This window comes from Methylobacterium sp. WL64 (assembly GCF_008039945.1).
Lineage (GTDB): Bacteria > Pseudomonadota > Alphaproteobacteria > Rhizobiales > Beijerinckiaceae > Methylobacterium.
Genome location: NZ_VRVA01000016.1, coordinates 15,473 through 27,383 on the forward strand (window position 1 = coordinate 15,473; position 11,911 = coordinate 27,383).

An 11,911-nucleotide genomic window follows, 5' to 3' on the forward strand; every position below is an offset into this window, starting at 1 on the left:
GGACTCAAGTCTATATTGGTGGACAGCCGGTCGTAACGAGCCGGTCACGGCCGCTCGAGGCACATGGCGACGCCCATGCCGCCGCCGATGCACAGGGTGGCGAGGCCCTTCTTGGCGTCGCGCCGCTTCATCTCGTGCAGCAGGGTGACGAGGACGCGGGCACCGGAGGCGCCGATCGGGTGACCGATGGCGATGGCGCCGCCGTTGACGTTCACCTTCGAATCGTCCCAGCCCATGTCCTTGTTCACCGCGAGCGCCTGAGCCGCAAAGGCCTCGTTGGCCTCGATCAGGTCGAGGTCGGAGGGCTTCCAGCCGGCCTTCTCCAGGGCCTTGCGGGAGGCCGGGATCGGGCCGGTGCCCATCACCTTGGGATCGACGCCCGCGGTCGCCCAGGACTTGATCTTGGCGAGCGGCGTCAGCCCGCGCCGCTCCGCCTCGGAGGCCGACATCAGCACCAGCGCGGCGGCGCCGTCGTTCAGGCCGGACGCGTTGGCGGCCGTCACCGTGCCCTCCTTGGCGAAGGCGGGCTTGAGCTTGGCCATCGCTTCCACGGTGGCGCCGTCACGGATGTACTCGTCGGTGTCGACGATCGTGTCGCCCTTCTTGCCGGGGATCGTCACCGGGACGATCTCGTCCTTGAACCGGCCCTCCTTGCGGGCGGCCTCGGCCTTGTTCTGCGAGCGGGTCGCGAACTGGTCCTGCTGCTCGCGGGTGAGCTGGAACGCCTGGGCGACGTTCTCGGCGGTCTGGCCCATGTGGTAGCCGTTGAAGGCGTCCCAGAGCCCGTCCTTGATCATCGTGTCGATGAGCTTGAGGTCGCCCATCTTCTGGCCGCCGCGCAGGTACTGGGCGTGGGGCGAGAGCGACATCGATTCCTGGCCACCGGCCACGATCACGGTGGCGTCGCCGTTGGCGATCTGCTGCATGCCGATGGCGACGGTGCGCAGGCCCGAGCCGCAGACCTGGTTGAGGCCCCAGGCGGTGGCCTTCTCGGGGATGCCGGCCTTGATCGCGGCCTGCCGTGCGGGGTTCTGGCCGGCGCCGGCCGTGAGCACCTGGCCGAAGATCACCTCGTCCACGTCGTCGGGGGAGACCTTGGCGCGCTCCAGGGCGGCCTTGATCGCGGTTGCGCCGAGCTCGTGGGCCGGGACGGCCCCGAAGGCGCCGCCGAACGAGCCGACCGCGGTGCGCGCGGCCCCGACGATGACGATCTCTTCGCTGCCTGCCATGTGAACGTTCTCCTCTTACAAGCCGGCGCGCCTTCCTCAGTTCGGGCGCGCTCTAAAAGCCGGTCCCGCGATGAAGGGCTTGAGGTCGGCGAAGTCAAGGATCGAGCTTCGAGGGTCAAAACGCCCCGATGACGCGCCTGCGAGACTGAAATGGCCTGTGCGAAGGCCCGCACCCGGCATTATTCTGCGTTGAAGAGGTGCAGTTTGCTGTTTTCTGCGCCTGTGGAAGGCTTTAAGGTTCGTGCTGCGGGCGCGAAGACGATCCCCGCCGGGACGCGTCGCGCGTGCCTGCGACGCCCTGAGTCCTGAGTTCAGAAAGGCCGTTCCCGATGGCGGATACCGTCAAGGCCACCCAGACCGTCATCAAGAAATACGCGAACCGGCGCCTGTATCACACCGGCACCTCGACCTACGTGACGCTGGAGGACCTCTCCACGATGGTCCAGAACGGCGAGGACTTCGTCGTCTACGATGCGCGCGCGGGCGACGACATCACCCGGTCGGTGCTGACGCAGATCATCTTCGAGCAGGAGAACAAGGCCGGCGCCGAGAACCTGCTGCCGGTGGCGTTCCTGCGCCAGCTGATCCGCTTCTACGGCGACAGCATGCGCACGATGGTGCCGAGCTTCCTGGAATTCTCGATGGCGAACTTCGCCAAGGACCAAGACGGCCTGCGCGAGAAATTCGCCCACAGCTTCGGCCCTGCCGCGTTCCAGAACGCGATCGAGCAGTCGGTGCGCACCAACATGAACTTCTTCGGCGACGCCATGAAGATGTTCACCGGTTTCACGCCGCCCGCCGGCGGGGCTCAGCCCCAGGCGCCGCAGGGGGCCGCGCAAGGTGCCCAGGGGGCCCAGGGGGCCTATGCCGGCGGCGAGCTCGACGACCTCAAGCGGCAGATGCTGGAGATGCAGCAGCGCCTCGAGGACCTGGCCAAGAAGTAATCTTGGCCGTGCCAAAACCAATCACTCCGGCCGGTCCTAAGCGTTTTTGACAAGTTGACGGACCATTAACGCCGGCCCCACGTTTGCAACATGCGCACGGTGACGTGCAGGGGATGTTGCGATGGCGCGGATCGGGACAGTAGGCCGGGCCGGTGCAAACTGGACGAGCAGGCCCGCGCAATCCGCGGGTGCTGCGGCCGGGGCGACGACGGACGCCGTCTCGCCGGCTCGGGCACTGGTGGTGGTCGATGGGGGACGGCGCGAGGCGCGCGCCACGATCCTGATGCCGGACCGATTCGGTAGCGGCAGTGCCTGTTCGGGATTCGTGGCTCAGCTACTGATCGCCAGCGACCCGACCCTCCGGCCGTCGCGGCTGGAACGCACGAAGGCGGCCGCGGCCCGTTACGCAGAGACCGCTCGGCGGCTCGCGTAAGTTTCTGTTCTCGCCCGCGCCGTCATCGCGAGCGCAGCGAGGCGACCCGACGCTGCGCCACGTTCGAAGGACACCCGCTGGCCGAGGTCGCTGCCCTGCGCGCGCAGGGACCGGGCGCGGGCGGTGAGCCTGACGCCCATTCCAGCCCCCGCCCCGTACGGTGAGGCGCCCGCTTCGCGAGCGCATCCCGGATACGAGGCTGTTGGTCGGACCGATGAAGGATCGGACCGGTCGAGACGCTTACGCCTCGACGGACTTCACCTTCAGCACCTGGCGGCCGCGGTACATGCCGGTCTTCAGGTCGATGTGGTGCGGACGGCGCAGCTCGCCCGAGTCCTTGTCCTCGACGTAGGTCGGCGCCTTGAGGGCGTCGGCCGAGCGGCGCATGCCGCGACGGGAGGGGGAGGTCTTTCGCTTCGGAACGGCCATGGCAGAAGTCCTTCGTGATGCCGCGGGCAAAGCGGCGCGCGAGCGGCTCCTCGATCGAGGATCGCCTCGCACACCGCGGGATACGGATGAGGGCGCGCTTATAGCGTCGGCGCCGGCCCGTGGCTAGGGGTGCGGCGACACAACCGTTAAGCCCGGGTTCAAGTCGCCGGGCCCAGATCTGGCGGACGGCGCCGCGCTGCGGGTCGTACCCCTCGGGAGATCCGCCATGGCTTCCTCCAAAACGACGTTTGCCGTCCTCGCCCTGCTCTCGAGCCTGATGGCGGCGCCAGCCCTCGCGCAGGCTCCGCAGACATCGAGCCCCGCGACGCCGACCGCCCCCGCCAGGCCGACCGCGCCGAGCGCGCCGGTCGCCGGGCCGCCGAACGCCGCCAAGGGCGCGCTGCTCGACCTCAACAGCGCCAGCGCCGCCGACCTCGACGCCCTCCCGGGCATCGGCGCCGCCCGCTCCGCCGCGATCATCAAGGGCCGGCCCTATCGCGGCAAGGACGACCTCGTCTCCAAGAAGATCATCCCGCAGAGCGTCTACGACGGGATCAAGGACAAGGTCATCGCCAAGCAGAAGTAATCGCTCACTCGGCGATCGCGCCCTGGGGCATGGAGAAGCCCGGGGGCGCCTTCTGGGTGGCCTCCTTCGGCGCCGCGCGCCGGACGGGGGCCTTCTTCCTGGCCTGGGGCTTCGGCGCGGCCTTGACGGCGGGGGGATCCTCGCAGGCACGGAACGCGAGCTGCGCCAGGGTCGAGCCCTCCTCGGCCACGATGGTGATCGGGTCCGCCAGGATCGGCAGGGACGGCTGCCAGCGGATCGGCCCGCCGAGCATCGCCTCGATGGTGGCCGGCGCCGTGCCGCGCCGCAGCGTGGCGAAATCGGGCCCGTACGCGGTGGCGACCTTGCCGGCGATCACGACCTGCAGGACCTCGTTCACCTCCGGGGTCAGCGGCCGGAGCGGGTTCGTGGTCCGCACCTGCCCGGCCCGGGTCACGACCATCTTGAACCCCTTGCCGCCCTCGTAGCGCGCCGCTCGGGCCCCGCAGGGCTGCTCGACCGGCGGAGCGGCGGCGGTGGGATCGGGTGCCGGCGCCGGCTCGGCCGGAGCGGGCGGCTTCGGCGCGGGTGCCGGAGCCTGGGCGGGTGCCGGAGCCTGGGCGGGGGTCGTCGCCTGCGGCGGCGTCGGGCCCGGCGCGGCATGGGGCGCCGACAGTCCGGCCGGCAGGAAGGCGAGCAGCAGACCGGCCGCCCCAGGATACAGCCTCATCGGTCCGCCTCCGGCTGATCGCGCCGCGGCGGCTCGATCCGGCCGGTCCTATCGAGGGCTCTGATCGGTTGCAATTCGATCGCTTCCAAATCGAGTACGCGTGGGTCGAGCAGGTGGGAGTCCGGAACGCGCGGGTCGAGATCCTGCGCCGCGCGGTCGATCGGGCTGATGCGCGGGCCGACCGAGCCGATCACCAGCTCCTCGTCCTCGACGTCGAGTTCGGAGCCCATGCGCAGGGGTTCGCGCCGGCCCCGGGCCGTCATGGCGGCGACCGCAAGTCCCGCGACGACGAAGGCCACTATAGCCAGGATGATCAGCAGGCGCTCCATCAGGCGGGAACCTCTAACCCGCCCGAAGGCCCGTCGTCACCCCGTACTCGGCGGAACAACGACCGCATGCGGGATCGGACCAGGGCGCGACGGGGCGTTCCCGCCCCGCCGGAGGACCCTCAGGCGGCCATGCGCCGGCAGGTCTCCGCGCAGGTCCGGCACGCCCGCACGCAATCGTCCATGTCGCCCACCGCCTCGCAGGAGGCCGCGCAGGCCGCGCAGATCTCGGCGCAGGCCCGGCACTGGTGGCGGTGCACCGCGCTGCCGATCACCATGAGGTGCGCGCAGGCCCGGCAGGTCTCGGCGCAGGAGAGCATCAGCCGGACATGCTCCGGCTCGACATGGGGGCCGCCGGCCTCGACGCACCGGTTCGTCATCATGCCGAGGCAGGTCTGATAGCATCGCAGGCAAGCCTCAATGCAGGCCTGCATGTCGGCGTTCGCGGTGTGGGCCATGCACGGTTCCTCACGCTGCCCCCCCGGGGCTAATGCGCCCGGTCCGCGGCGGTTCGCCCACACGCCGGGGCGGACGGCCTGACGGAACGCTCCTTGCGTGTGGCGCTGGGCCGGGTAGACGCGAGCGAGCCGGAGTCGGGACCGATCCATGCAGCACGAGTCGAGTCGCGAGCCGGGGGAGCTGGAGAGGCATCTCCTGGGCCTGATCGAGAGCGCCCGGGAGCAGGCCCGGGAGGACCCGTTCCGCAACCCCGTCCTGGCCGTGACGCTCGCGATCACCCGCCGGTTCGACCGCAACGAGATCGCGGCCGACGACCTCGACGGCCTGTTCGAGCGGCTGCGCGCCCCGGCCCTGGCGGCCCGGGCGGAGCGGCTGCGGGGCTATGTCGGGCTCGAGGCCGGGCCGGCCGACGCGGATGCTGCGATCCCCGCGCGTCTGGTCGCCGCCGCCCCCGGCGGACCGGACGGCGTCTCGACCTTCGCGGCCTTCATCCACCGCATCGCCTTCGCGGTGGTGTTCACGGCGCATCCGACCTTCGGCATGCCGCGCGCCGTGGCGACGCTGCTGGCACAGGCCGCCAGCCTGCCCGACGCGGCCGCCCGCGCCGACCTGATCGCCCGCGCCGCCGCGCTCTCCACCCGGCCGGACGCGCCGATCACCCTCGACGTCGAGTTCGAGCAGGCCTGCGCGGCGGCCAATAACGGACGGCTCGCCCTGGACGCGTTCAACGGTGCCCTGCTGGACGCCGCCCGCACCCGCTGGCCCGAAAGCTGGACCGATCTGACCCCCCGCCCCTTCGCCATCGCCAGCTGGGTCGGCTGCGACACCGACGGGCGCACCGACATCGGCTGGTGGGACACCCTGCGCTACCGGCTGATCTCCAAGCGCATGCAGTTCGACCGGGTGATGCGCGACCTGCCCGACACCGCCGCCTGCCGGGAGGTCCGGGCGTTGGCCGCGGAGGCGCTCGCCGCGGTCAACCGCCAGCTCGCGGTCGCCCCCCGGCTCGGCGACAAGCCGTCGCTCGAAGCGGTGCACCGGTTCGCCCTCGCGTTGATCATCGAGCGCGAGCGCGCCCAGACCGATGCCGGCGCCCTGGTCGCCGGGCTCACCGCCGCACTCGAGGGCGCCGACGCCGCCGACAAGCGGGCGATCGCGATCCTGCGCTCGGGCGTGGCCACCCACGGCCTCTCGAACGCCCTGCCGCATTTCCGGCTGAACGCCAGCCAGATCTACAACGCCGTGCGCCGGGTGATCGATCTGGAGGGCGAGCCGACCGATTCGGCCCAGCGCCGCTCGCATCTGGCGACCATCCACAGCCTGCTCAACGACGTCCGCCCTGTGGCGGTGGATTTCGGCGCGCTGGCCGCCGAGCGGGCCTCGGCCGCCCGGCTGATGATGACGATCGCCCAGATCCTCAAGCACGTGGACGGCACCCACCCGGTGCGCTTCCTGATCGCCGAGACCGAGACCGGCTACACCCTGCTGGCCGCCCTGTGGCTGGCCCGCCATTACGACATTGCCGACAAGCTCGAGATCACGCCCCTGTTCGAGACCGCGAGCGCCCTGGAGCAGGGCATCCGGGTGCTCGACGACGCCCTGCGCAACCCGCACTGGCGGCAGTACCTCAAGCGGATCGGCCGGCTGACGGTGCAGTTCGGCTACTCGGATTCCGGCCGCTATGTCGGTCAGCTCGCCGCCACCTTCTGGATCGAGCGGCTGCGCCTGCGCATCACCGAGATGCTGGTCCAGAACGGGCTGGCCGATGTCGAACTCACGATCTTCGACACCCACGGCGAATCGATCGGCCGGGGCGCCCACCCGACCTCCCTGCGCGACCGCCTGGCCTATCTCGCCCCCGAGGACGCCCGCGACCGCGCCCGCAAGGCCGGCCTCAAGGTGCGGCTCGAATCGAGCTTCCAGGGCACCGACGGCTACCTGCTCTACGGCACCGAGGCGCTGGCTCAGGCGAGCGTCGCCCGCATCGCCGAGCACGTCTACGCCCTCGACATCGCCGAGGACGACAGCTTCTCGGATTACGCGCTGAACGACACCGCGGCGGGGGGCGACGCCAAGGACGACCCGATCTACTCGGAGCCGGACTTCGCCCTCGAATTCTTCACCGCCGCCCGGCAGGACATGGAGGCCCTGGTCGACGATCCGGGCTACGCCGCCCTGCTCGGCACCTTCGGCCCGAGCCTGATCGACCGCACGGGCTCACGCCCGGTGGCACGCCAGACCGACAACGGCGGGCCCGCGCGCATCACCCATCCGACCCAGATGCGGGCGATCCCCAACAACGCGATCCTGCACCAGCTCGGTTTTCTGGCCAATTCCCTCCACGGGATCGGCCGGGCCGCCCAGCGCGGCCCCGACCTGTTCCGCGACATGCGGCGGGATTCGGTGCGCTTCTCGCGGGCATTCCGGCTGGTCCAGCACGCCGCCGCCTTGGGCGACCTCGACGTGCTGCGCGCCTATATCGACACCCTCGACCCGGCGGTCTGGCTGGAGCGGGCCCGGCGCACCCAGAAGGATTTCCGCCGGGAGGAGCTGGTGGTGATCGCCGGCGCCCTGGAGCGCCTTGACCTCGCATCGTCCCTGCGCGGCCTGTTCGGCCGCCTGACCCGCGACTGGCTGGCGCTCACCACCGCCGCCCCGGACCTGCCCGGCATGTCGGCCCGCCTGACCCTGCTGCACGCCCTGCGGCTGGCGCTGATCCACCGGATCTGGTTCCTGGCGGTGCACATCCCGGGCTTCCGCCCGCAGGCTGGCATCTCCCGCGAACAGCTGCTGGAACGCGTCCTGCGCCTCGACATCGACGGTTGCCTGACGCTGCTCGACGCGATCTTCCCGATCACCCCGGACCCGACGCTCGGCCTCAACTTCGGCGAGCCCGCCGGCCCCCGGGATGTCGGCACCTACGAGGCCGAGCACGCCAACCTGTTCCAGCCGATCCGCCGCCTGTTCGACCAGGTGCGGGAGATTTCGGGGATGATCCAGCACGAGGTCGGGGCGTTCGGGTAGAGCGCTCGCCGCCGAACTTCATGCCTGTTCGGCGGAAGCGCGCGCATCGCATCAAGCATTGGGAGCCGTCCCCGATCGCAACGCGATCCGGAACGGCCCCGGGCGGCCAGGCGCCGCGTCGTCAGCGGAACAGATTCGCGGGCACCGGCGGGTTCGCGTGGAGCAGGGTGATCGTCACCCGCCGGTTCGGCGCGAGGTAGGGATTGTCGGGGTAAACCGGCTCGGTGTCGGCGCGTCCCACCACGGAGGTGAAGTTGTCGTTGGGAACTCCGGACCCCGCCAGGATCTCGCGCACGGCGAGCGCACGCCCGGCGGTGAGATTCCAGGGCTCGATGACCCGCGCCGAGCCCGGGCGCGTGGCGGACGTGTGGCCGGTGACGGACAGGCGGTTGGGCAGCTGACGCAGGGCGGGCGCGAGCGTCTCCAGGACGCGACGGGTGCGCTCGTGGGGCTCGACGGAGCCCTCGCGGAACATGGAGCGGCCGTCCTGGTCCACGAGGGACACGTTCACGCCCTCCTTGGTCGGCTCGATCACGATGTTCTTCGACAGCTCGGCGATGTCGGGCAACGTCTGGAGCGCCTGCCGGAGGCTGGCGATGGCGCTGTAATCGGCCTGCACGCTGGCGGCCTGGCGGCTGGCATCGAGATCGCTGGCGCGGCCCGGAGTGGTCGCGCGCGTCGTATCCTCCCGCTCGACCGAGCCCCTCGCTGCGTCGCGGGGCGTGGACGCCTTGTTGCCGGACGTGTCGAGGGCGGTGCCGTACAGCATTCCGCCCGCGCCACTGGTCGCGGGGCTCGACGCCGAAGGCGCGAAGTATTCCGCCAACCCGTTCTTCTGCTCCTGGGTCGTCATGCTGATCAGCCACATCAGCAGGAAGAACGCCATCATGGCGGTCACGAAGTCCGCATAGGCGATCTTCCAGGCCCCGCCATGGTGCGCATGACCGGCCTTCTTGACCTTCTTGATGATGATCGTGGTCATCGGGTCCCTGCTGGCGGTTGGGTCAGATCTGAGCGGGCAGAGCGGCGGTTGCCGCTTCCACTTCGTTGAAGGTCGGGCGGACGTCGCTCATCAGAGACTTGCGGGCGAATTCCACCGCCATCACCGGGGGCTGGCCGCCGATATGGGCGAGCAGACCCGCCTTGAGGGACAGGTAGTATTTGGACTCCGCCTCGAAGAGGCTCTTGAGCGACTGCGCCATGGGCCCGAAGAAGCCATAGGCGACGAAGACGCCGAAGAAGGTGCCGACCAGCGCCCCGCCGATCAGATGGCCCAGCACCTCCGGCGGCTCCTTGATCGCCCCCATCGTCTTGATGACGCCCAGCACGGCGGCGACGATGCCGAGCGCCGGGGTCCCGTCGGCGAGCGCCTGCATGGCCGAGACGACACGCTCCTGCTCCTGGTGGTGCGTCTGCAGTTCCTCATCCATCAGCGCGTCGATCTCGTAGACGTTGTTGGCGCCCAGCGTCACCATCCGCATGTAGTCGCAGACGAACTCGACAGCGTGATGGTTCGCGGCAAAGGTCGGGAAGGCGTTGAACAGCGTCGACTCGCCCGGATCCTCGATGTGCGGCTCGAGCGCCATCGCGCCCTTCGACTTCGCAAGCTTGAACAACGAGTACTGCATCCCCAGCAGCTCAACATAGCTCTTCTGCGTGTATTTCGGCCCCTTCACGAGCGTACCCAGCATGGCGGGCACGGCCTTGAGCACCGGCCCGGTATTGCCGATGACGAAGGCGCCGATCGCGGCACCGAGAATGATGACGAATTCGAACGGCTGCCACAGGACGAGCAGGTGGCCACCCATCGCCGCGTAGCTGCCGAAGACGCAGGCAAAGACGATCAATGTGCCGACGATCAGCCGCATAGTTTGCCATCCTTGCGTGGCGACAGGTACAAGCCACGCGACGCCATTAATCATTGGCCAATCACTGATTAAGGTTAACAGCGCGTTTAGAGCCGCGACCGAAGGACTGGCGGATGTTTGGTGTGCGCGTTCGGTGGAGCGGGTTTGACCTGATCTGACCGGCGCGGCCGTGTCGCAGCGCGATCACGTCGGCTTTCACGCGTGGTCAGGCATGGCGGCCGACCCTGCCGCTCCGTCCCTGGAGCCGGCCCACGCTCCGCAACGCGTGCCCGCAAGCCGAGGCGGGACGTGCGCGGCGCCGTCCGGAGCCGGAACGTCCTGGCCGCACCAATCGTCCGGGTGCTCTCCCGGGACCTGCGCCATGCGTCGGGCGGCCGCGATAGCGATGCGATGCGCCCGGAGCGCGGGACGGCGTTCGCTTCCGCCACCCGCAAACGCGGGGTACCGTCCTATCCGTCCCTCAAGCCGCCTCGACCCGCAGCACCGTCCCGGTCAGCCCGGCCACCCGTACCCGTGCGCCCGCCGGTAGATCCGGTCCCTCGATCCGCCACAGCGTGTCGTCGAAGCGGATGCGGCCGGCGCCCTGGAGGATCGGCTCGGCGAGCACGCCCTCGCGGCCGATCAGGCCGCGGTCGGCGCGGTTGAGGGCGTCGCCGGGGCCCGTGCGGCGGTGCAGGCGCGTGGCGAGGCCGACCAGGAGGACGGCCGTGGCCGCGAACAGCAGGGTCTGGCCCTGCCAAGGCATCGGGATCAGCGCCGTGGCGAGGCCGGTCGCCACGGCGGCGAGGCCGAACCAGATCAGGAATACCCCCGGCGCCACGATCTCGGCGCCCGCCAGGACGAGGCCGCCGATCACCCAGCTCCAGGCCGGCCCGAGGGCTGCCAGGATCCCGAAGCCGTCGGTCATGGGGTTCCGGCCCGCGGGGCCGACACGTTGGGCGGCGAGCCGGCGCGCCGGGGCGAAGTAGTAGCCTCGCCGAAGACCGCGCGGGTGAGCTCGCCGATGCCGCCCAGCGTGCCCGCGAGCGCCGCCGCCTCGATCGGCACCACGACCACGCGCTGGTTCGGCGCGGTGGCCAGCGCCCGCACCGCGTCCACGTATTTCTCCGCCACCAGAAAGTTCGCCGCCGCGATGTCGCCCTCGGCGATCGCCCGGCTGAGCATCCCGGTCGCCGCCGCCTCGGCCTCGGCGGAGCGCTCGCGCGCCTCGGCGTCGCGGAACGCGGCCTCGCGGCGGCCTTCCGCCTCCAGGATCGCCGATTGCTTGCGCCCCTCGGCCCGCAGGATCTCGGCGGCGCGCTGCCCCTCCGCCTCCAGGATCGAGGCGCGCTTCTCGCGCTCGGCCTTCATCTGCCGGGCCATGGCGCCGGCGAGGTCGGCCGGCGGCACGATGTCCTTGATCTCGATGCGGTTGATCTTGACGCCCCAGGGCGCGGCCGCTGCGTCCAGCACCCGCAGCAGGCGCTCGTTGATCTCGTCCCGGTGGGCGAGCAACTGGTCGAGATCCATCGAGCCGACCACGGTGCGGATGTTGGTCATGGTCAGGGTGGTCATGGCGAGGTCGAGGTTCGAGACCTCGTAGGAGGCCCGGGCCGCGTCGAGCACCTGGTAGAACACCACCGCGTCGATCGTGACGCCGGCATTGTCGCGGGTGAAGGCCTGCTGGCTCGGGACGTCGACCACCTGCTCCATCACGTTCACCCGCCGGCCGACGCGCTCGACGAACGGGATGATCAGGCCGAGGCCGGATTCCAGGGTGCGGCTGTAGCGGCCGAACCGCTCGACCGTGAAGACGTGGCCCTGCGGGATCATCTTCACGCCGGCCGCCAGCGTGACCACCGCCAGCGCCGCCGCGCCGAGCGCGAACGTGCTCAGACCGATCGTGAGATCCATGAAGCCCCTCCCCGGCCGCACGGCGTCGACGG

At 70.5% G+C, this 11,911-nt stretch carries 12 protein-coding genes; 3 read left to right on the forward strand and 9 right to left on the reverse strand.

Features of this window, described 5'->3' with window-relative positions:
• Positions 1 to 44 precede the first annotated feature (44 nt).
• Entirely contained in the window at positions 45 to 1,229 is a 1,185-nt protein-coding gene (locus tag FV242_RS10630) for an acetyl-CoA C-acetyltransferase (protein ID WP_147854948.1), read from the reverse strand.
• A 329-nt stretch (positions 1,230 to 1,558) separates the two neighbouring features.
• Here FV242_RS10630 and phaR point away from each other — a divergent pair, with 329 nt between their 5' ends.
• Positions 1,559 to 2,173: a polyhydroxyalkanoate synthesis repressor PhaR gene (phaR, locus tag FV242_RS10635; RefSeq protein ID WP_147938899.1), complete on the forward strand. Its 615-nt coding sequence runs from the start codon at positions 1,559 to 1,561 to the stop codon at positions 2,171 to 2,173.
• Positions 2,174 to 2,846: 673 nt separating this feature from the next.
• On the opposite strand, the gene rpmF is transcribed toward phaR, so the two are convergent.
• Entirely contained in the window at positions 2,847 to 3,035 is a 189-nt protein-coding gene (rpmF, locus tag FV242_RS10645; protein WP_147910024.1) for a 50S ribosomal protein L32, read from the reverse strand.
• 226 nt (positions 3,036 to 3,261) lie between these two features.
• On the opposite strand from rpmF, the gene FV242_RS10650 reads away from it, so the two are divergent.
• Positions 3,262 to 3,621: a helix-hairpin-helix domain-containing protein gene (locus tag FV242_RS10650; RefSeq protein WP_147910023.1), complete on the forward strand. Its 360-nt coding sequence runs from the start codon at positions 3,262 to 3,264 to the stop codon at positions 3,619 to 3,621.
• A 4-nt stretch (positions 3,622 to 3,625) separates the two neighbouring features.
• Here the strand turns inward: FV242_RS10650 and FV242_RS10655 are convergent, their stop codons facing one another.
• From FV242_RS10655 to FV242_RS10665, 3 genes are all read right to left on the reverse strand, one after another.
• Complete coding sequence (locus FV242_RS10655) at positions 3,626 to 4,309, reverse strand: hypothetical protein (protein ID WP_147938900.1); 684 nt, start codon at positions 4,307 to 4,309, stop codon at positions 3,626 to 3,628.
• Entirely contained in the window at positions 4,306 to 4,638 is a 333-nt protein-coding gene (locus tag FV242_RS10660; RefSeq protein WP_147909726.1) for a hypothetical protein, read from the reverse strand. Before FV242_RS10660 ends, FV242_RS10655 begins: the two co-directional genes overlap by 4 nt.
• A gap of 119 nt (positions 4,639 to 4,757) precedes the next feature.
• On the reverse strand, positions 4,758 to 5,093 hold the full coding sequence (locus tag FV242_RS10665) for a four-helix bundle copper-binding protein (protein ID WP_147938901.1): 336 nt from the start codon (positions 5,091 to 5,093) through the stop codon (positions 4,758 to 4,760).
• A 148-nt stretch (positions 5,094 to 5,241) separates the two neighbouring features.
• Here FV242_RS10665 and FV242_RS10670 point away from each other — a divergent pair, with 148 nt between their 5' ends.
• The gene (locus tag FV242_RS10670; protein ID WP_147938902.1) at positions 5,242 to 8,118 is read left to right on the forward strand and encodes a phosphoenolpyruvate carboxylase; all 2,877 of its coding nucleotides are present in this window, start codon (positions 5,242 to 5,244) and stop codon (positions 8,116 to 8,118) included.
• Positions 8,119 to 8,239: 121 nt separating this feature from the next.
• Here the strand turns inward: FV242_RS10670 and FV242_RS10675 are convergent, their stop codons facing one another.
• From FV242_RS10675 to FV242_RS10690, 4 genes are all read right to left on the reverse strand, one after another.
• Complete coding sequence (locus FV242_RS10675) at positions 8,240 to 9,100, reverse strand: flagellar motor protein MotB (RefSeq protein ID WP_147909723.1); 861 nt, start codon at positions 9,098 to 9,100, stop codon at positions 8,240 to 8,242.
• Between the two features lie 22 nt (positions 9,101 to 9,122).
• Complete coding sequence (motA, locus tag FV242_RS10680) at positions 9,123 to 9,986, reverse strand: flagellar motor stator protein MotA (protein WP_147909722.1); 864 nt, start codon at positions 9,984 to 9,986, stop codon at positions 9,123 to 9,125.
• 460 nt (positions 9,987 to 10,446) lie between these two features.
• The gene (locus FV242_RS10685) at positions 10,447 to 10,893 is read right to left on the reverse strand and encodes an NfeD family protein (protein WP_147909721.1); all 447 of its coding nucleotides are present in this window, start codon (positions 10,891 to 10,893) and stop codon (positions 10,447 to 10,449) included.
• Positions 10,890 to 11,879, reverse strand: a complete 990-nt coding sequence (locus FV242_RS10690; RefSeq protein WP_147938903.1) for an SPFH domain-containing protein — start codon at positions 11,877 to 11,879, stop codon at positions 10,890 to 10,892. The genes FV242_RS10685 and FV242_RS10690 overlap by 4 nt, the downstream gene beginning before the upstream one ends.
• Positions 11,880 to 11,911: the final 32 nt, after the last annotated feature.